The sequence below is a fragment of the Aestuariibius sp. HNIBRBA575 genome (assembly GCF_040932005.1).
In the GTDB taxonomy this organism is placed as follows: Bacteria; Pseudomonadota; Alphaproteobacteria; order Rhodobacterales; family Rhodobacteraceae; genus CANLNM01.
This window is the reverse complement of the sequence record NZ_CP162414.1, coordinates 2217941-2238957: the sequence shown is the minus strand read 5'-3', so window position 1 is coordinate 2238957 and position 21017 is coordinate 2217941. Positions and strand designations below refer to the sequence as shown.

General features: G+C 52.0%; 17 protein-coding genes and 1 tRNA gene. 8 read left to right on the top strand and 10 right to left on the bottom strand.

What is annotated here, in order from left to right; translation table 11 throughout:
- The first annotated feature begins 157 nt into the window (after positions 1–157).
- Entirely contained in the window at positions 158–943 is a 786-nt protein-coding gene (locus tag AB1F12_RS11270) for an inositol monophosphatase family protein (RefSeq protein ID WP_368184401.1), read from the top strand.
- 83 nt (positions 944–1026) lie between these two features.
- On the opposite strand, the gene AB1F12_RS11265 is transcribed toward AB1F12_RS11270, so the two are convergent.
- From AB1F12_RS11265 to putA, 3 genes are all read right to left on the bottom strand, one after another.
- Positions 1027–1416: a VOC family protein gene (locus AB1F12_RS11265; protein ID WP_368184399.1), complete on the bottom strand. Its 390-nt coding sequence runs from the start codon at positions 1414–1416 to the stop codon at positions 1027–1029.
- 22 nt (positions 1417–1438) lie between these two features.
- Positions 1439–2182, bottom strand: a complete 744-nt coding sequence (locus AB1F12_RS11260; protein ID WP_368188359.1) for a rhomboid family intramembrane serine protease — start codon at positions 2180–2182, stop codon at positions 1439–1441.
- Between the two features lie 101 nt (positions 2183–2283).
- Complete coding sequence (putA, locus tag AB1F12_RS11255; RefSeq protein WP_368184398.1) at positions 2284–5655, bottom strand: bifunctional proline dehydrogenase/L-glutamate gamma-semialdehyde dehydrogenase PutA; 3372 nt, start codon at positions 5653–5655, stop codon at positions 2284–2286.
- A 105-nt stretch (positions 5656–5760) separates the two neighbouring features.
- Between putA and AB1F12_RS11250 the strand changes: the two genes are divergently transcribed.
- The 3 genes from AB1F12_RS11250 to AB1F12_RS11240 all read left to right on the top strand — a co-directional run bounded on the left by AB1F12_RS11250 (position 5761) and on the right by AB1F12_RS11240 (position 7047).
- Positions 5761–6252, top strand: a complete 492-nt coding sequence (locus AB1F12_RS11250; protein ID WP_368184396.1) for an Lrp/AsnC family transcriptional regulator — start codon at positions 5761–5763, stop codon at positions 6250–6252.
- Between the two features lie 77 nt (positions 6253–6329).
- Positions 6330–6881, top strand: coding sequence for a tetratricopeptide repeat protein (locus AB1F12_RS11245; protein ID WP_368184394.1), 552 nt, complete (start codon positions 6330–6332; stop codon positions 6879–6881).
- A gap of 79 nt (positions 6882–6960) precedes the next feature.
- Positions 6961–7047 (top strand) — tRNA-Leu (locus AB1F12_RS11240).
- Positions 7048–7149: 102 nt separating this feature from the next.
- Here the strand turns inward: AB1F12_RS11240 and AB1F12_RS11235 are convergent.
- From AB1F12_RS11235 to AB1F12_RS11215, 5 genes are all read right to left on the bottom strand, one after another.
- The gene (locus AB1F12_RS11235) at positions 7150–8739 is read right to left on the bottom strand and encodes a chemotaxis protein CheW (RefSeq protein WP_368184392.1); all 1590 of its coding nucleotides are present in this window, start codon (positions 8737–8739) and stop codon (positions 7150–7152) included.
- Positions 8736–9227, bottom strand: a complete 492-nt coding sequence (locus tag AB1F12_RS11230; protein WP_368184390.1) for a chemotaxis protein CheD — start codon at positions 9225–9227, stop codon at positions 8736–8738. Before AB1F12_RS11230 ends, AB1F12_RS11235 begins: the two co-directional genes overlap by 4 nt.
- Entirely contained in the window at positions 9227–10072 is an 846-nt protein-coding gene (locus AB1F12_RS11225; RefSeq protein ID WP_368184388.1) for a protein-glutamate O-methyltransferase CheR, read from the bottom strand. Before AB1F12_RS11225 ends, AB1F12_RS11230 begins: the two co-directional genes overlap by 1 nt.
- Positions 10073–10108: 36 nt before the next feature.
- Positions 10109–12007 (bottom strand): PAS domain-containing protein, encoded by a 1899-nt coding sequence (locus AB1F12_RS11220; RefSeq protein ID WP_368184386.1) that lies wholly within the window; start codon positions 12005–12007, stop codon positions 10109–10111.
- Between the two features lie 244 nt (positions 12008–12251).
- Positions 12252–14798, bottom strand: a complete 2547-nt coding sequence (locus AB1F12_RS11215; protein ID WP_368184383.1) for a putative bifunctional diguanylate cyclase/phosphodiesterase — start codon at positions 14796–14798, stop codon at positions 12252–12254.
- Between the two features lie 395 nt (positions 14799–15193).
- Between AB1F12_RS11215 and AB1F12_RS11210 the strand changes: the two genes are divergently transcribed.
- Positions 15194–17467 (top strand): hypothetical protein, encoded by a 2274-nt coding sequence (locus AB1F12_RS11210; RefSeq protein WP_368184382.1) that lies wholly within the window; start codon positions 15194–15196, stop codon positions 17465–17467.
- 102 nt (positions 17468–17569) lie between these two features.
- On the opposite strand, the gene AB1F12_RS11205 is transcribed toward AB1F12_RS11210, so the two are convergent.
- Positions 17570–17899, bottom strand: a complete 330-nt coding sequence (locus AB1F12_RS11205; RefSeq protein ID WP_368184381.1) for an ArsR/SmtB family transcription factor — start codon at positions 17897–17899, stop codon at positions 17570–17572.
- 30 nt (positions 17900–17929) lie between these two features.
- On the opposite strand from AB1F12_RS11205, the gene AB1F12_RS11200 reads away from it, so the two are divergent.
- Positions 17930–18793 carry a PhzF family phenazine biosynthesis protein gene (locus tag AB1F12_RS11200; RefSeq protein WP_368184379.1) on the top strand — a complete coding sequence of 288 codons (864 nt, stop codon included), beginning with the start codon at positions 17930–17932 and terminating at the stop codon, positions 18791–18793.
- Complete coding sequence (locus AB1F12_RS11195) at positions 18790–19740, top strand: ornithine cyclodeaminase family protein (RefSeq protein ID WP_368184377.1); 951 nt, start codon at positions 18790–18792, stop codon at positions 19738–19740. The genes AB1F12_RS11200 and AB1F12_RS11195 overlap by 4 nt, the downstream gene beginning before the upstream one ends.
- 21 nt (positions 19741–19761) lie before the next feature.
- On the opposite strand, the gene AB1F12_RS11190 is transcribed toward AB1F12_RS11195, so the two are convergent.
- Positions 19762–20379: a response regulator gene (locus AB1F12_RS11190; RefSeq protein WP_368184375.1), complete on the bottom strand. Its 618-nt coding sequence runs from the start codon at positions 20377–20379 to the stop codon at positions 19762–19764.
- 164 nt (positions 20380–20543) lie between these two features.
- Between AB1F12_RS11190 and AB1F12_RS11185 the strand changes: the two genes are divergently transcribed.
- Positions 20544–21008 carry an oxidoreductase gene (locus tag AB1F12_RS11185; protein WP_368184373.1) on the top strand — a complete coding sequence of 155 codons (465 nt, stop codon included), beginning with the start codon at positions 20544–20546 and terminating at the stop codon, positions 21006–21008.
- Positions 21009–21017: the final 9 nt, after the last annotated feature.

Genomic DNA, 21017 nt, shown 5'->3' with positions numbered 1-21017 from the left:
ATAATTCTTTAGGAACAATTGTCTCTACAGATTTGTGCGGAATTGCCATGCAACGCAGTGTCTAATTCCGCTCAGCCCCTTGCTCTATATGGGTGTTTGCGCCTATAGGCTCACTCTTGATGCAATCCCACATGATGCAATTTTTTCGGAGGCCGTGATGGCGACCAGTGCCAATCTTAACGTAATGATTAAAACCGCCCGGATCGCTGGGCGTGGTCTTCTTAAGGATTTCGGCGAAGTTGAGAATCTGCAGGTCAGTTCTAAGGGGCCGGGCGATTTCGTAAGCAAAGCGGATAAACGCGCCGAAGAAGTGATCCGCGAAGCGCTGATGGAAGCGCGCCCAACCTACGGGTTTCTGGGCGAAGAAGATGGCGAAGTTGAGGGCGAAGACCCGACGCGTCGTTGGATCGTTGATCCGCTGGATGGCACCACCAATTTTTTGCATGGTTTGCCCCATTGGGCCGTGTCGATCGCGCTGGAACACAAAGGGCAGATTGTATCGGGTGTGATCTATGACCCTGTCAAAGATGAGCTGTTTTTTGCGGAAAAAGGCGAAGGCGCGTGGCTGAATGAAAGCCGTCTTCGTGTGTCTGGCCGAAACCGGATGATTGAATCGATCTTTGCGACCGGCCTGCCATTTGCAGGGCGTGCGGACCTGCCTGTCACGCTTAAGGATCTGGCGCGTTTGTTGCCTGCCTGTGCTGGTGTGCGTCGTTTTGGGGCCGCGTCATTGGATTTGGCCTATGTGGCGGCCGGACGTTACGATGGGTTCTGGGAACGGCGTTTGAACGCTTGGGATATGGCCGCTGGCCTGATCATCGTCAAAGAAGCAGGTGGTTTTGTAGAGCCGCTCGATCCGGAGGGGGACATTTTGCAAGACGGCGAAGTGATCTGCGCAAACGAACCGATTTTTGAAAACTTTGCCAAGGTTATTCGCGGCTAATTCCGTCGTTTAACTCTTTGATTTTTGTGACATCCGCCGGAATTTCGGCGGATGTTTTGTTTTGACGGTGGTGATGGCGGCATTCAGAGCGCAGCGAACACATCAATTTTGTAGCCGTCCGGATCTTTGACGATTGCATAGCGTTGCCCCCAGAATGCATCCCATGGTGGGTTTGCCACTTCAAACCCTGCATCTACAACTTTTTGGGCGATGGCATCCACCTCGGCTGGGCTGTCGCATAACAGGGCAAATCCTGAATGATTTGCCGGGCGCGGGGGCTCTGCGATGATGGATTCCATCAATTTTGCCGTGTCGATCATCAACCGGACCTCACCGGGGGCTGTGATCGGTTCCACATGATCCTGACTGGCCGCGTCTGTTGGGAAATCAAACCCAAGACAGCGATAAAAGTCCAAAGTTTTGGCCATGTCGCTGCTGGACACGGCGACGGCGTCGATCTTTATTTTGGGCATGATAACAGTACCTTATACTTTGTTATTTACGTGGAACACGTGGAATATTGGATGTGCGCAGGTGTTTGTATTGTGCCTCTGGATGGGGGGGGTGCCCGTCCGTGTCGCGCCAGAAATCTGATCCACCGCGGCGCATCCAAATCGGAATTGTCAGGATCAAACCGGCGATAAATCCACCCAAATGCGCCATATAGGCGACGCCGCCCCCTGCAACATCCGACCCCAATCCATTGAGCAATTGCAGACCGAACCACACACCCAACACGATCCAAGCTGGGATGGGGAAGATCTTGAAAATGATGATAAATATCACCAGAACGTCGATTTTCGCTTTGGGGAATAACAACAGATATCCCCCCATAACCCCGGCGATTGCCCCAGATGCCCCCACCATGGGAACCGGGGATGTGGGGCTCGCGGCATATTGCGCCAGCCCCGCCCCGATGCCTGCCGTCAGGTAAAACGCCAAAAAACCGAAATGGCCCAGTTCGTCTTCCATATTGTCCCCATAAATCCAGAGGAACAGCATGTTGCCTGCCAGATGCATAAAACCGGCATGTAGGAACATCGACGTGATCAACGCCTGCGGGTTGTCGCCATCATTCAGGCGACGGGGGATCAGCGCATAATCAAAATAGAGCTGGGACAGTGCCCAGTTATCTTGGATTCCGTAGGTAAGCAGGAAAACCGCGATGTTTGCTGCGATCAAGGCGTAACAAACATAAGGGATGCGGTTGGACGGGTTGTGATCACGAATAGGAAACATACCGGCAAAGTCCGCATTTCTGCGTGCAACGTCAAGCGGCATGCGCGGGCAGGGCGGGTTTTCGACATGCGGCGTGCCGCGCAGGGCGGCACGCCTGTTTTTTACATACCGGACACTTCGGCCAACAATGCGGCGTTACCGCCAGCGGCTGTTGTGTCGATACAGACCTGTCGTTCATGCAGCACATGCGCGGCATCTGGCATGGCGGTAACCAAGGCAATGATTGGCCCTAACCGCTGTGATAGCGCCTGTTCATATGCAACACCAGTGTCGCGATCCCCCCACCATATTGCCGCCGCGACATCCGGGTGATCCAACAGCGCCTCTGGCGACATGCCGTCTGCTGATATGGCTGTGCCGCCCAATGCAGACACGGCCTCTAACTGCGCAGCAATGTGATCCGTTGGACCCAGGCACAAAACCGGGCCACGTGCATGGGTTGTCAGGCGATTGCTTTCGCCGGTGGGGCCAGGCAGGTCCATGACGTCGGCGACGGAAATGGGCGTGTCACTTGGGGCTTGGAACCGGGGCACATAGCGTGGACCGCCTGCCTTGGGGCCGGTCCCTGACAGGCCTTCGCCACCGAAGGGTTGGCTGCCGACAATCGCGCCAATTTGGTTGCGGTTCACATATAGGTTTCCTGCGTCAATCTGATCCACGATCTGTTGCACGCGGTCATCAATGCGCGTGTGCAACCCAAATGTCAGCCCAAACCCTGTGGCGTTGATATCCGCGACCACTTGGTCCAGTTCGTGGGATTTGAACCGCACAACATGCAATACCGGGCCAAAGATTTCGCGTTTCAGGTCCAGAATAGACGACAGGCTGATCACGGTGGGGGCGATAAATGTCCCGGTTGTGGGCGCGGGCAATTCGAACAAAACCCGATCCTCTTTGCGCGCAGTGTCGATGTGATCGGTAATGCCCTGCCACGCGGCCTGATCGATCACGGGGCCAACATCGGTGGACAATGCCCATGGCCGTCCCAGGGACAGTTCCTGCATGCCGCCAAACAGCATGGTCAAGATTTTATCCGCAACATCATCCTGCACATAAAGACAGCGCAACGCAGAACAACGCTGACCCGCTGATTGGAACGCGCTGGCCAGAATGTCACGAACCGCATGTTCAGGCAGTGCTGTGCTGTCAACGATCATCGCGTTCAATCCCCCCGTTTCCGCGATCAAAGGCGTGCCCGGCGCGCAGTTTTGCGCCATGGATTTGCGGATCAACATCGCCGTGGCTGTGGACCCGGTAAAGGCAACGCCGGACAGGGTGGCATGGCTGGTTAATGCAGCCCCAACCTGTCCCCCCCCGGGCAGGATTTGCAACGCCGACCGGGGGACCCCCGCTTGGTGCAGCAATTCAACGGCGCGGATCGCGATCAGGCAGGTTTGCTCTGCCGGTTTTGCCAAAACGGCGTTGCCCGCAGCCAAAGCCGCACTTATCTGTCCTGAAAAAATTGCCAGTGGGAAATTCCAAGGCGAAATGCAGGTCCAGGTTCCGCGGGCCGGGCGGTCAGACTTTTCCGCTTCTTTGGCGTAGTACCGCAGAAAATCAACGGCTTCGCGGACTTCGCCCACGGCATCCAGCAGAGTTTTCCCGGCTTCACGGGCCAGCAGTGCAAACAATTCGCCGCTATGTGCCTCGTATAGATCAGCGGCTTTGTTCAGGATTACGGCGCGTTGGGCGACGGGCACATTCCACGTCTCGGCCTGCGCGATCGCGGCGTCACACTCTGCGGCGGTGGCATCAATCACATCGCCCACATGATCGGACGGGTCGGCCGGGTTCATAATCCGACGTTGCGCCCCGGTCGGGGCCGCATCTACGCTGGCCAAAACCGGACCGGCCTGCCAGGTGACCCGTTCAAAAGGGGACCGCTCTGTTTCGATACGCGCCAATGTGGGCCGGTCGGTCAAATCCCATCCTTTGGAATTGATCCGTTCTGGCTGATATAGATCAGGGCCTTTGGGCAGTGCAAATTCCGTTCCCAGCGCGTCAAAGGGGCAGGCGGCCACAATTTCTGCCGGGACTTCTTCGTCAACGATCTGGTTCACAAAAGAAGAGTTGGCCCCGTTTTCCAACAGACGACGCACCAGATAGGCCAGCAAATCTTCGTGCGCACCGACGGGGGCATAAATTCTGCAGTGGGTGTTATTGGCGTTCAGCACCAGATTATGCAGGGTTTCCCCCATCCCGTGCAGACGTTGAAATTCATAGGCAGATTTGGGCATGTCCTGCGCCATATGTAGGATCGCCGCCACTGTATGGGCATTATGTGTGGCGAATTGCGGATAGATCCGGTCTGTCATCGACAGCAATTTGCGCGCATTGGCGATATAGCTGACATCGGTCGCGGCCTTTTGCGTAAAGACGGGAAATCCGTCCATGCCCTCCACTTGGGCGCGCTTGATTTCGGCGTCCCAATAGGCGCCTTTGACCAGACGGATCATGATTTTGCGATCCAGTTTGATGGCCAGGTCGTGCAATGCGTCGATCACAAACGACGCGCGCGGCCCATAGGCCTGCACCACGACGCCAAATCCATCCCAGCCTTTCAGCCCCGGATCAGCCAGCACCGTTTCGATCACATCCAGCGACAGGGATAGGCGATCTGCCTCTTCTGCATCCACATTCAGCCCCATACCCGCCGATTTCGCCACCAGCGCCAGCGACCGCAACCGCGGCACCAGCTCTTCCATGACACGGGCCTCTTGGGCGATTTCATAGCGGGCATGCAGCGCCGACAGTTTCACCGAAATGCCCGGATTTTGGGCGACTGACGCGCTGTGGCAATTTTCGGCAATGGCGGAAATGGCCCGCGAATAAGCTAAATGAAACCCACGTGCATCTGCATCGGTGCGTGCGGCTTCTCCCAGCATATCATAGGAATAGGTATAGCCTTTTTCCTCCATGCCTTTACCGCGTTTCATGGCTTTGACGATGGTTTCACCCAAAACAAACTGTTTGCCCATTTCCTTCATGGCGCGCGCAACTGCGGATCGGATCACAGGTTCCCCAACCCGTTTGATCGCCCCGCGCAACACGCCGGACAATCCCGGCTTTTCGCCATCCAAAACCCGGCCCGTCAACATCAGGGCCCAGGTGGACGCGTTCACCAATGACGAAGAAGAATGCCCCAAATGCTGCCCCCAATTGGACGGCGCAATTTTGTCTTCGATCAGCGCATCAATTGTATCGGCATCCGGCACCCGTAGCAGCGCTTCGGCCAGGCACATCAATGCGACGCCTTCTTCGGTGGATAGCCCGTATTCTGCCAGGAAAACCTCCATCAAACCGGGGTCAGAAGCCCCGCGAATGTCCCGCACCAACTGGGCCGCATTCGCGGAAATTGTTGCGCGATCCGTTTTCGTCAAACATGCTTGTTCCACCAGACGCGCCACTGCGGTTGTTTCATCGGCATAAGTTTGTGTGTCGACCAAGCTGCGAGGGGAGGGTGATGTGTTCATGTCTAAGCTCCTATCCGTTATGGCTAGGATAGCTGAAAAAAACGGGTCGTTTTGACTTCACTTTAGGTGTATCGTAGGAAAACCGCATATAAGATTGGGAAAAATGTGACCGAACGAACTTCTGAGCTGGATCGATTTGATCGAAAGATTCTGGATATTCTGGCGGTCGAAGGCCGCATCAGTGTCACCGAATTGGCCCGTCGTATTGGGTTGTCTAAATCCCCGACGCAGGCGCGTTTGCGTCGTCTTGAAGAAACCGGAGTGATCCGCGGTTATCGCGCACTGTTTGATCCGATACGGTTGGGGCGGGATCATGTGGCCTTTGTCGAAGTGAAGCTGAGCGACACCCGTGAAAAGGCGCTGGGTGAGTTCAATCAAGCGATCACACAAATCCCAGAAATCGAGCAATGTCATATGATTGCCAGCAATTTCGACTACTTGCTCAAGGTGCGCACATCCTCAATGACTGGCTATCGTTTGTTATTGGCGGAAAAGATTTCGACCCTGCCGCATGTCGCCAGCACATCCACCTATGTGGCCATGCAAGCCATCAAAGAAGAGCAAGCAAGCCCAGAGGCACAAGCTGGCGGCGATTGATTGCATGTGAGGGTTTTGACCTTTGTAATGACAGAGCCTTGATTTGACCTGAGGCGATTTAGGCCGATGATGCCATTATGCGTTTTTCCATCATTTTACCTCTGCTGATCGGCATGGCGGCAGGCGCTGCCTATGCTCAGACTTGTCCAAATGGGCCGAATCACTCGACGCGGCTTGAGCTGTTGCATGAGGTTTTACGCACGGCCCCTGATCCGATAGCGGCGCGTCGCATCAGCAATGATTTGTGGGCGATCTGGTTGCAGGCCCCGGATGAGGTCGCGCAGGAACTGCTGGATCATGGCATGGAACGGATGCGGTTGGGGGACCATCTGGGCGCGCAAACGGCGTTTGATCGATTGGTGGATTATTGTCCGGATTTTGCCGAAGCCTATAATCAGCGGGCATTCAGCAACTTTTTACAACAACGATTCGACATCGCCCTGCTGGATTTGGACCGGGCTTTGGAATTAAACCCTCGACATTTAGGCGCGTTAACCGGGCGCGCACTCACTTTGATCGAATTGGGCCAAAACGAAGCCGCACAAACGGATTTAAAGGCGGCGGTTGCGCTTAACCCATGGCTGAATGAGCGAAGTTTGATCATTCAGCCCCCCGGAGAGGACATCTGAGGGTTTACCTCCGTCACGGAATGCCTATTGTCGCGCCAACATACTGAATTGCGAATGCGTTTGAGTATGAAGATCGGTTGCGGGCGTGATGGAATGGTAGACATACCAGACTTAAAATCTGTTGGGGCCTAGCCCCGTGTGGGTTCGAGTCCCACCGCCCGCACCATACCTCCAAAACCTGTCTTGCTTCCTCAGCCCGATGCGCGATGACAATCAGGCATGCGCATCAGAAATAGCCACGGGTGAACAAACCCGAAGAGCGTTTCGATTAGCGAAGTTGCGCCTGATCCATCGCAATCATGCATCGTTTGACAACCGCGGCGGAATCCAGGACCAGCACTGAAACGTCAGCCTTTGTTGTGGATTTTCGGTGCAGACACCCTTCGACATCATCAACGATCCGTTTTCCGTTTCCTTGGTGATCCAACGGTTGCAGTTCTGCAATGTTATCAACGTTCGTCATGATGATTTCGTCGACGGAATCCACAAGAATGCCGTACTTGTTACCTTCGTTTCTAAAAATTAGAACCTTTTGCCCGTCTATACGTTTAGGGGGCATCCCATAGAGCAAACGGGGATTGAAAAGGGTAATCAACTCGCCTCGTAAGTTGATAATTCCTTCGACAAAATCGAGTGAATAAGGCGGTTCCAGCAAATGGTCAGGACGGTTGATCACTTCGCTGACGCAGGCCGTGTCGAGCGCAAACATTTTTTCAAAGGTGAACAGGATATATGTGCGTCGCGTCGTACTAACCTGAGTTGTTTCCCCATCGCAATTTTGTCCATCGGATGGATAAATTTCCTGGCAGGCCTTTGCAATTTCGACCAATTCAGGATCCGTACGCAGCTTTTTCTGGTCCAGCATCATGACAATTTTGTCTTGTTCGCTGATGAGACAACCATTGACATAATCCCCGCGTGGCAGGGCCAGTTTGGCGAATGGCAGCACGTCATCGCGGTAATAGGGCAGGATACTATCAATCGAAAACACCATCAGGCCGACCATGCCTTCTGCGGTTTCCAAAACCACCATTTTGCGTTCACTGGGAATGGTTTTTCCAAGATGAAAGACCGCGCCATCCCCCAAAAATGCTCGGAAATCAACCACAGGTAGGATGACTCCACGCAAATTTGTGGTTCCGATGACATTGCCGCGGGCAAACAATGACTGATCCACCTTGGGCATTTTCAGGATTTCTTTGACGTAGCGCAAATCAATGGCACAGGTTGTGTGCCCGGTTTGAAACGAGATGCAATTGCGACGTTTCCCTTTGGCCGATTTGACCTCAACTTGATCCGAGGATTTGGTGGCACGTGGCACTTGGTCGAGGTTCAGCAATTCGTAGGGGTCAAGCAGTTGTACCAGTCGATTGCCTTGTTCAAATTTCAACACCCCATTGATAACCACATCTCGCGGGCCGTCTTCTTTGGCTTGAAAATTTACTCGCGTGGCTTGATTCCCATTGAGCACTTCACCGGTCAGATCAAAAAGCAGGCCGATGCAATGTTCCCCATATTCAATAATGGCAACCCTGCGTAACGCGACCTGCCTCTGGTCCGAAAACCCTAACAAAATTCGTAGATCAACAATGGGTATGATCTGACCACGCAGGTTAAACAAACCCAGCATATAAGGCGGGGCAAGTGGCATTGGGGAAATGTCGGTGGGTTCGTTCACGACCTCTTGCACTGCGGATACGGGGATCGCAAATTCGCTATCTCCGATCAAAAACGACCCATAGATTTCTCCGCTAGCCCCCCGTTTTTGAGCGGTTTGTATCCGCTGCGAAACGGTTTTTACATAGCCAGTATCAGATTGATCCTCTGGCTGTGTGCCATCTGTATGATCCAACATCATCGTTGTGTCTCCAATCTTGGAATGGCGGAGACGGTGAATTCACCGCTGGTGCAATCAATGGTTATCTGCCGGCCCAACATACCGCCGACATCTTCGTGAATGCGGCGCATTCCGGCCTCACGTAGGGATTTGTAGGCAAATTTGGAATTGATTTGGCCAACCATTCGGCTTGGGTCGGCATCCTCAGGCAAGGTCATATTTGCCCCGCCAACGACGATACCTTGAAGTTTGCGCATCTCACTGGGTTTTAGGTCCATGAGCTGCATTAATGAATAAATCGCCTGATCGACATGTCGTCCCCCAAGTTTTTCGATCGGGGTGTCAGATTTTGACAGCAGGCAATGGGCCAGACCGTACACGCCATTCTTTGGATCCAAAATGCCCAACCCGATGCATGATCCTAGAATGGCATGCAAACTTTGCCCGGCTTGCCCGGTTTTAACCTGACCAATCGTGACATGTAATTTTTCGCATGCGCCGACTTGCATCAACTCTTGGCCTTTGCTTTGGGGCGATAAATAATAGGAGCAATCTGTTCGAACGGTGTGTTCAACTTGGTCAGCGTTTCGCTTTCACCAATGAACAAGACCCCATCCGGCCGCATTTGGTCATGCACTTGATCTAGGATCTTCACCTGATCGTCATCCGTAAAGTAAATCAGCACATTTCGCAGGAAAACGGCGTCAAATGGTCCTGCCTTTGACAGGCGGTCAAACAGATTGTGTAATTTGAATTTGATCCGAGACCGAATTTGGGGATTGGCGCTAAACCCATCCGTGTCATTTCCGGTCATATGCGCTTTAAAAACTTCGGGTTTTGCTTGCCGAAACCGCGCGATGGACCGGCCTTTGTAGACACCTTTTGTTGCGACATCCAAAACCCGAGACGAAACATCCGTACCTAGTATCGAATAATCGAAGTTCTGATTTTTCAATCGCACGTCTTCCAACAGGGTGCCAATAGTGTGCGCCTCTTCTCCGGTGGATGCGGCCCCTGACCACACCCGTAGCGATCGATTTTGCCCTTTGGTCAAAAACTGAGGCAGAAATTCATCCTGAAAATAGTCCCAGACCCGCGGTGTGCGATAAAAATAGGTTTCGTTTGTTGTGACCCGGTTGGTCAGCTCTTGCATCTCTTCCGGGTCTTTTGACAGATGCGAAATGTACGCCGCAAAATCAGGTGCAGCGACCTCGCGTAATCGGCTTCTCAGTCGGCTGACCAACATTGATTTGCGGGTTTCACCGATCGTGATCCCAGTGTTTTTATGCACAATGGCCCGCAATTTTGAAAAATCACCGTCACTCATGGTGACGTCTACTTTAGCAATATCCATATTGCAGCCTTTTCTTGATTAGACATTTCATCCGAATTAGCAGCCCAGTTTGGCGACTTCTGATGTCAGTTCTTGGGCACCAGAGTTTAGGTCATCCGTTGCCGCCGCGATGGCATCTGATGCAATGACAGCCTGTTCGGATGCATCCACGATGCTTTGGATGGCCTCGGACACGTCGCGGGCAGCGGTTTGTTGTTCATTGGCCGCAACCGAGATTTGGGCGATGGAATCCGTGGTATCAGAGATGCCTGACAAGATTTTTTTGAACGCGGCGCCAGCCTCTCGGGAAATTTCGCTGCCTTGGGTGACGCGTTTGACCGTGTCATTGATAAGTTTGCTGATTTCCTTCGTAGATTGCGACGATCGTTCGGCCAGTTTGCGCACTTCATCTGCAACAACCGAAAAGCCAAGCCCATGTTCACCGGCACGCGCGGCTTCGATTGCGGCGTTAAACGCCAACAGGTTGGTTTGGCTGGCGATTTCGCTGATGGTTTTGACGATTTCACTGATTTCTTCGGACGAAGCATTGATCAAATCCATTGCCTCGATGGACCGGTCAATCGCCTTGGCGCCTTGATCGGCTTCTTCTTTGGTTTTCTGCGCGATTTCGTCAGAATGGTTGCTGTTTTGCGCGATTGAATCGATCGACGCGCTTAGTTCTTCGACAGAAGCGCTGATTTCTTCAGTGGTGCAGCCAAGTGTCTGCGCACCGCTGGCCACCGTATGGGATTGCTGTGAAATCGACTTAGATTGCGCAACAAAGCCTTCGGCGATGCGCGTCACTTCTTTGGCGACGTTTTTCTCAGCAGTGATGTTTGAGGCAAATTTAACAACTTTGTAGGGCTTACCCTCTGCATCAAAGATTGGGTTATAGCTGGCATTGATCCAGACCTCTGACCCTCCTTTGCCAAAGCGTTTGAACTCACCGGCGCAAAACTCGCCTTTGGCCAAATCCGCCCAGAATTTTCTGTATTCGGGTGACATGGAATAGGTTGGATCACAGAAAATGCGGTGATGCTGGCCTTGGATTTCATCAAGGTTATAGCCCACCGTCGCCGTAAAGTTTTCGTTGGCGGTGATGATGGTCCCGTCTAGCTCAAACTCAATCATCGCCTGCGCGCGGTTGATTGCAGCCATTTTGCCGTCTTGTTCGGCGGTGCGCAGTTTCTCATCTGTGATATTTGTGGCGAATTTCACGACCTTATAAGGTTTGCCATCCGCATCAAAAATTGGGTTGTAATTGGCGTTGATCCACACCTCTGACCCATCTTTGGCCAGACGCTTGAACTCTCCTGCGCAAAACTCACCCTTGGCCAGATCCGCCCAGAAGGCGGTATATTCGGGGGATCCAGTATAAGCTGAATCGCAGAAAATGCGATGATGCTGACCCTGAATTTCACTCAAAGAATAGCCAACCGTGGCGGTAAAGTTTTCATTGGCGGTGATGATGGTCCCATCCAGTTCAAACTCAATCACCGCCTGTGCGCGGTTGATCGCAGCCATTTTGCCGTCTTGTTCGGCGGTGCGCAGTTTCTCATCAGTGATGTTTGAAGCGAATTTAATAACCTTATAAGGTTTGCCATCCGCATCAAAAACCGGGTTGTAGCTCGCGTGGATCCAAACCTCTGACCCGTCTTTTGCAAAGCGTTTGAAATCACCTGCGCTGAACTCACCCATAGCAAGTTTCATCCAGAAATCTTGGTAATCGTCAGATTTCGCAAATTGCGGATCGCAAAACATCCGGTGATGATTTCCAACGATTTCGTCCAGTTTATAGCCAACCGTCGACAGAAAGTTTTCGTTGGCGGTGATAATTGTGCCGTCCAGTTCAAATTCGATGACAGCTTGTACACGGTTGATCGCCGCTATGATGCCATTTTGATCCAAATCTTCACGATCGTCTGACGCCTGTGCTGCTGTTTCCATTGCACCCATAATATTTGCCTCACATAGATATTTACCCCATGTGCAGCATGCAGCCTGAGTCTTAACACTAGATTTCCATGGCTTGGAGGAATGAACTCTTGTGCATAAAATTTAAGGAAAACATGATCGCAATCGCAATTTAGGTCATGAGAAAGAACAGTGAAATGGCGTCGGAATGTTGGCGCCAAAACACCAACGATCACGGTCAATAATCGCGATTTGAGCGAAGAGAAAACAATGGTTTTTGCAGGTATTACGCGGGTTTACCACCGACACGACCGCGACGCGGCTGATCGATCAGGAACTGCGTGACCTGTTCTACTGGCATTGGTCGGGCAATGTGGAACCCTTGCAGGCGATCACACCCGACTTTGGTCAGTAGATCCGCTTGTTTTTGTGTTTCGACGCCTTCTGCAGTGACGCCAATGTTTAGGGCATGACCAATGTCCACAATCGATTTTAACAACCGTAGCCCGCTTTGTGTTTGAGTGATGGGGGCAACAAGTCGACGATCAATTTTAAGCCGATCCGGATTGATACGTTGAAGCGCGACAACAGACGCTCGGCCGCTTCCGAAATCGTCGACCTCAATCGTAAACCCCATTTCGCGATATTGATCGACCTTAAACAAAAACGCCTCGTCTTCTTCTTCTAAGAAGATCGTTTCCAAAAGTTCAAAACCTATATTTCCGGGATACATTTGTTGCATCAGGCGAAGTTCGGTTGGGTCGTGATCATGCACCCGCGATGCGCTGACATTAAAGGAAAGCGTCGGATAAGCCCCGATATGCGCAAAACGGGCCGTACAATCGACAACAGCGCGTTCAAAGATCATCTTGTCGATATCCGCAATCACATCGAGATCCATCGCAACCTGTAAAAACGCATCTGGGGCCAAGGTTCCGCGTTCTGGATGTTGCCACCGCGCCAGCGCCTCAAGCCCGATCACCACGCCCGTTTTTGCATCAATCTGGGGCTGAAAATATGGAATAAACTCTTGGTTTTCGATGCCGCGCAACACCTCGTCTGCCAGTGTTTTTTGGTTACGCGCCATTTCAAAATCGGATTGGTCAAATATCCCCAAACGCCCGCGACCCATGTTTTTGGCCCGGTACAAAGCAAGGTCGGAATTCGCGAGCAAATCGTCGATGCCGGTGACCGGGGTGGTTGCCAACCCGATAGAGGCCCCAAAACGGCATTCCTTGCCTTCAAAATGAGCGGGCCGTGTGAAATCAGCCAGCAATTGTTTGGATAAATCTTTGGGTCTGTCCTGATCATCGCCCACCAGGATCAGAACGACAAATTCGTCCCCCCCGATGCGAGTGACCACTTCTTCTGAGGTTGCACGGCTTCTGATACGGGATGCGACATCCAGTAGAACCTGATCGCCAGCTGCATGACCCATCGTGTCATTGATCAGTTTGAAACGGTCCAGATCGATGTGCAAAACGGCGATTTCACCGCCTGAAACCTGACGTTTGGCGGCGAATTCTTGCAATTTGCGTTTAAACAATCTGCGATTGCCCAGCCCGGTTAAATCGTCGTGTTCCGCTTGGTGTGAGATTTCCAAATTCGCGCGTTCAAGTTGCGCGGCATGTTGTTCAACCGACCGGCGTTGGCGCACCAGTTCCGTTGTATCGAGCCGAACAATCACCAAGTCACCATTTTCCGCCCGTGACCGAAGCAACCTGTGATGAATATCACCCGTCAATTCAATGTCCTGAATGGGTGTTTCTACGGTTTTTTGCTGATGTTCGTCAGACATCCATTCTTCTTCGCGCCCGATGGCGTCGGCAAATTTACCGGCCCGTATTGCGATCCGCGCCACTTCGGTCCGGTGCATCCCAACCATGATGGGGTCGTTTTCACCAGACATGGACGCACGATAGGCATCATTCCATGCCACCAGACAATCGGCGGAATCATAAATCACAAAGGGGGATGGATAGGCGTTGAGGGCGGAAATGAGCCTAAGCTTGGCCTCTTCTGCGGTGCGTTTCTGTCGAACCAATTCGGTTGAATTCAACCGGATCACCACATAATCCCCATTTTCGGTGCGATACCGAAACAGGCGGTGATGAATGTCATCCCAAAGCTCAATATCCAGAGTTTTGTTGCTCATTGCATCGGGCGACGCGGTTTCTTCGATCCACTCTTGTTCACGGCCCACCGCTTCGGGGATGCGCCCGTTTGCGACCCCAATCGCCAGCACGTCGCGAATGGGCATGCCTTTTTGCAAATCCGTGGGACAATCTGTCATCGACAACGCATAGGCGGCATTCCAGCTGACCAGATTTAGATTCACATCATAGATCACGAACGGGTCTGGAAATGCGTCCATCGCAGCCTCAAAGCGGGACGGCGCAGTGATCGGGGGGGCCGTGTGGTGGCAATTATCGGGTTTAGCCGCGGAACTTGATGTTTCGGTCTGTAAATCCCAAGTCAGCGTCACCAAATGCCCGGCGGTTGACACATGTCCGGTGACGTTCATTGCTGCGCCACGCATTTGTGCGGTGCCATCCCCCCCCAAGATCACGAGATTGTTGAGAACCCGATCCTGTTCACATTGGTTCGGCGCATGACTGATCTGGCGAAGCTGAGCGAAACTATCAGCATCTAAAAACGTTTCAAATGACAGCCCTGTTGCATTTTCCGCTGTTGTACCAATGACATCGAGGAATGCAAAATTGCAGTAAACAACACAAATATCGCCCGTTTTAATGGACACGTCACCAACCACCACAGGGGCTGGGCTTCGATCCAATAGGTCAGATTTCAACGTTTCAATCGACTTCGACATAGTGTGCTCGGGTGCCATGGCGGTGCGTATTCTCCAGCGCGACACGGACTTTGTCACGACACCGTATTAGAAATTCAAAAACATCCGTCAATTGGGAAAAAGCGGACGTTGTTTTTGGTTGTAGCACGAGGTTCTTAACAGGGTCCTATATGTATTTCGGGTCGCGATTGCGAATGGCATGGATTTCTTGGACCGGAAAACGCGCCAATATAAGATATGAGAGCTAGACGTTTTGTTGACCGCTCTTAATCCGGACGCTTTATTGCTCTAAATCGCTGCATTTCAACGGTGTTGGCACTCATAAACCGAATGTCACTGTGAGCCGGCTTGGGTTTGACAATGTTGAAATCATTAGAAATAGTTTGGTGCTGAACAAAGGGACAAAGGTGGTTGGTATGAGTGTTATTGGTTATTACTCGATGGACGCTTCGCAGGGCGAAGCGTTTCAGATTGATGAAATTATGGACAACGGTCACACCGCGCAAAGTGTGACGTCACTTACAGCAGCAGAGCTGAGCCAGATTGACATTCTTTATGTTGTTAATTCCAACAATGGCAGTTTTGGGTCCGAATATCTGACAAATCTGGCGAATATTCAGGCCGCCGTAAATGCGGGGATGAGCCTGGTGATTTTTGACCGGCATGTCACGGATGCTCAGACGATATTGCCGGGTGGCGATACGGTGACCTTTGTGCGTGAGACCGGCACCGAAATCGACATCGCAGCAGGGGCCCCATCGGATTTTGTAAACGGATCAGCAGGCACAATCACAGACGTCGACTATGATGATGCAAACTTTTCAGTGCATGGTTATGCAAATTTGGCGGATCTGCCAGTCGGGGCGACGCCGCTACTCACAACCGGAAGTGCAACAGAAATTGCTGCTTTTTCATATCAGTACGGTGCTGGCACGGTTTTTTACTCATCGATTCCATTGGATTTTTACTCTGATCGTAGTTTGCCAACGATCACCCCAGACGAAGTTACGCGGTTAGCGGGGAATGTGTTTGAACATGTAACAGGTGGCGGGGCCCCGCAATTCACCAGCACCGCTGACGTGTTTGATGAATTTGGGCAAATGGGTTTGTTTTCAAACCTTTCATTGGCCGCATATGAGTTACAGCCGCATGAAACAACAGGCACGTTCAACGCCCAAGCGACCCCGGCGACAGATCGGTTAGACGGGATGCTCTATTTTCTGCAAACCTCCGATTTGCCAAGCCTGAGCCCCGTTGCCACAGGCGATCCGGAATACCCGCAAGACGGACTGGTTGACGGGTTTTACACATCTGGAAATGCAGCGGCGCTGGTGGCGCGATCCGATGACGCGATGTTCGTGTCGTTTCGTGGGACAAACAGTGCTGGCGACGCCGCGCCTGATTGGCTGGCGCAATACAATCACCTACAAGATTTGACCGAACTGATGGATGCAATCAGGGATTACCTCACGGTCAATCCAGAAATAACACAGGTCTATTTGACAGGTCATAGCCTTGGATCCAGCATGGCAGATTACTGGACCAGCATTTTAAACAATTGGGGGCTATCTGCATCTATCGAAAACATTTCGTTTGCTGCGCCGGGCGTGTTCACCAATCTACCTGAATTTGACAACGCGGCCTCGTTTCGGATGGATGGGGATGTCATTGGGATTCCTGCGTTTTTCTCTGACAACTTTGGGGATTTGAACGAGTTTCACAACAATTTGCTGTCGCAGATTGGCCCGGTCGATACCCATTCAATGCATGTATATAACCAATATGTCGAATTTGCGCAGTCGCAGGGCATTACATTGACCAACATGACTGAACTGTTCCACGGCGTCGATTATGACGTGCTGATCGCCCATTCGCAGATCGCAAATGAGGCGGCTCTGAACCTGAATGTCGGGGCCGGTGTGGATTACATCTATGGCGGCGGCGGGCATGAGATCATTCTAGGTGGCGCTGGGTTTGATGGGTTGTTTGGCAATGGTGGCGTGGACCATTTGGACGGCGGCACGGGGAATGATCTGATCTATGGTGGCTCGGGGGGCGACCATATGTATGGGGATATCGGTCTGGATACAATGCGCGGTGGAACCGGTCATGATGTGATCGAAGGCGAAGGCGGCAGCGACACCATTTGGGGCCAAAATGGGAATGACACATTAAATGGCGGTGGTGGGCATGATGAACTCTTCGGGGGGGCAAATGCCGATGAACTTTATGGTGGGGCTGGCAGTGATACCTTACAGGGGGGTGCGCAGGCTGATCTGCTCGATGGTGGGGCAGGGGCGGATACCCTCCAAGGCGGGACTGGTCGTGATACCCTAACTGGTGGCACCGGCAATGATGTGTTTGTGTTCAATAGCATAGGCGAAACCAATTCGATTGCGCGGAATGATGGGCATGCTTTGACATGGTCCGCAGATGTGATTACGGACTTTAATGCAGCACAGGACGTTATCGATCTGAGTGGCATTGACGGCCAGCGCTTCCGGGCCGAAGACGCTTTCCACTTTAGCGGCGAGGCTGACTTGATCGTTTTTGAACGTGGCCAACTGAGCTATTACCATAGCGGCAGCAATACGATCGTCCATGGCAGCAATGATGGTGATATCTATTCCGACTTTGCGATTGTTTTGTTGGGCACCCATGACCTGACTGCGGATAACTTTTATCTATAGCGACGATCCAAGCATTACAGTCCCGGTTTGATTTCTCCAAAACGGGACTGTTGTTCCTCTGCTGGGATCATCGGCCGAACCTAGGCTTGTTGTCACCACACACTAGATGATTTCATCAATCATTTTAACAAGTTGTCTGACCTGATCCTGTCGCAACTTGTAAAAAACCCAGTTCTTGATCTTCTTGCTATCGACCAATCCCGCTTCCTGCAGCACTTTCATGTGGTTGGTCACGGTGGGCTGCTTTAACCCGATTTTATAGGTGATAAAGCTGACACAAACGCCATCCTTCACCAAATCCCCATCCACCTGAGGCGGAAAGAAACGTTCAGGATCAGACAGCCAATGTACAATCCGCAGCCGGTTTTCATGCGCCAGCGCTGACAGGCCGCGCGCGCTTGACACAAAGGCGTCACCTGAATAGTCATTCATCTATATAGATTCTCCGCTATGCAGGTTGTTATGTCATCTCCTCAAAAAACTTTCAACTTTATCCATTGTGATGTGTTTGCCGCGCGCCCTTATTCGGGCAATAGCCTTGCGGTGATATTCGACTCAGCCGACCTGAGCGATGATCAAATGCTCGCGATCACCCAAGAATTACGGCATTTTGAATCGATATTCCTGACTGGGAATGGGGGCAAAATATCAGCAAAAGTGTTTGATCTGTTTGAGGAACTGCCCTTTGCCGGCCATCCAATCATCGGGGCCGCCTGCGCGTTACATCGACAATCGGGTAACAGCGCAGATCAGCATTGGACCATTCATTTGCAGGGCGGGCGCCAGGTTGAGGTTTCGACGCTACATCAAAATGGACGATATTGGGGGGCGTTGGATCAGGGTCGCCCAGACATGATCGCTCAGCTTGAAAACGCGGCCAGTTTTGCCCCGTTGTTCAATCTTTCTAAAACGTCTGACCTACCGGCCGAAATCATTTCAACCGGATTAAAATATTTGGTGATCCCGGTTGAGGGCGGGTTGAAAGAGGCGCGTATCACCGTGCCGGATTTAGAAGAAAGGCTGCATCATTTGGGCGCAGAATTTGCCTATCTTTTTGACGTGCACAGCTTTGAGGGACGCCACTGGAACAATGATGGGGTCATGGAAGACGTCGCCACCGGCAGCGCGGCGGGCGTGGTCGGGGCCTATGCGTTGAAACATGGATTGGTGCCAGCAAATAAAAGCTTTGTTCTAAAACAGGGGCATTTCATCGGCCGCCCAAGTGAAATCATCGTAACCCCTTATGGGGATTGCGATAATGTCGAACGCGTCACCGTCACAGGCGAGGTTAGCTTTGTCGGGAAAGGCGAGGTTTTTGAACCATGATCCCTGTTCTTAGCTCTGCGGACATTCGCCCTTTTTTAGACATTCAAAACCTGATCCCAACAGCAAAAACCGCGTTTCAGGCCATTTCAAACGGGGACGTTCAAACCCCGGTTCACGTTTTGCATCTAAATGAGCGCGCGGACATGCATATCAAATCGGCGACATTGCCCGATTGTCCGATTTTTACCGTGAAAATGGCCGGTTGGTCCGGTGTTTTGGCAGATCAAGGTCTGCCAACCTCTAGTGGGATGATCGCCGTTTTCGACAGCGCGACCTGCAAACCGTTGGCGATCCTCTGTGATGATCATCTGATATCAGACTACCGAACCGCAGCCGCAGGCGCCTATGTTGCGCAGATACTGGCCCCCAAATCGGCGTCATCTGCGGTGGTCATCGGAACCGGCATTCAGGCGGGTTTACAAATCGAAGCCCTGTTACATGTGCGCGCCATCAAACAGGTGCATATTTGGGGGCGATCTGCGGCCAAGGCATTGGCGTTAAAGACAAACCTGCAACGAAAATTTCCAGATGTGGATTTCTACGTTGCGACAGATTTGGCCAATGTGGTTCCACAGACCGATGTCATCATCGCCGCAACGGGGGCGAAAAAACCGATTTTGCGCAGCGAATGGGTGCGTCCGGGGCAGCACATCACGTCGGTTGGGTCAGACGATGCGACCAAATGTGAAATCGACCCCGTCATCCTGAAATCCGCAAATGTCTATGTGGACGCAATCAGCTCAGCCCAAAGGTTCGGAGCCCCGCACCATGCGATCGCGGCCGGGTTTATCACCGCGTCGGAGCTGATTGAAATTGGCGAGGTCGGCATTTCATGCGCGGCGAACCCGGATGGCCCGACGCTGGCTTGTTTGTCGGGGCTTGGAATTCAGGACCTAACAGCGGTGGCCAGTTTTTGGGACAAATTGCGGCACAACCTCACTGCTTAGCGGCGATCAGCAACCAATGGGTCAGCGAAACCCATCCGTTTGGGCCAATAGCGCGGCTTGAGTGCGATTTTTGACGTCTAATTTGCGCAGAATGTTTTTAACATGCAGTTTGATTGTCACCTCTTGCAAGTCGAGGTCGCGACCGATTTCTTTGTTGGATTTACCATCACAAAGCCCGCGCAATGTTTGCGCCTCTCTGGGGGAAAGCCCATAAAAATCAGTGCCTTTGGATTCGTTTTCAGGCACCAAGGCCAAATCAAACGGGAAATACTTTTCACCTGATAACAAAAACCGGATCGCGTTCACCATCGTATCGGCTGTCAGCGATTTGGGGAAAAATCCCATCGCCCCAATGGTCATCGCTTCTCTTGCGACTTCGGCTTTGGCCACGCCTGACATCAGCGCAAATTTGGTGACAGGAAATTCTGCGATGGCCTGTTCTAGCCCCGCTAACCCGTCCATTCCGGGCATGTTATAGTCCAAAATAGCAAGGTCAAAGGACGTCATCCCGCGTAAAATCCCAACCGCTTCGGGAAGGGTTGAGGCTGTTTGAATGGAGAAATCATCCGATTTCCCCAAATAGGCGGCAATTGTGTCCCTGACCAAATCATGGTCGTCGGCGATCAATATCGTTGGCATAAGATGTACCTATTTCGGTCCCAATTACAATTTACGAACAGATTTTGCATGCTCACAAGATCGGACTATACTTTGGTATAGTAAACTATCCGCATGCATTATCCAAAAAAACATTCAAAGGCTTTAGACACCTTTGAGAACAAACCGTCAGGGGTCAGATTAGAATGAAAACTTGGATCGGAGCACTTTTCGTTTGGATAATGTCTGTTGTCGGCGTTTTCGCTGAACCGGGAACGCTGATTGTTGAGTTCGGTGATCAACAGGTTTCGCTGGGCTTGACTGAGTTGGATGCCATGCCGCAATCCAGTTTTGTGACCGAAACGATTTGGACGGATGGGCCCGTCGAATTTTCAGGGGTGACGTTGTTTAGCATTTTGAATCTAGGGGATGTAGAGGGGCAAACACTGAACATGGTCGCGTTGAATGATTATGCCGTTCAAATGCCCATTTCGGACATCACCGAGGATCACCCGATCATCGCCACCCGTATCAATGGTGCGGAAATGCAGGTCAGGGATAAGGGCCCATATTGGATTGTGTATCCATATGATAGGGCACCAGAATATCAAACCGAAACCATCTATGCGCGTTCGATCTGGCAATTGGTAAAGCTGTCGGTCATGAATTAACGAACACAA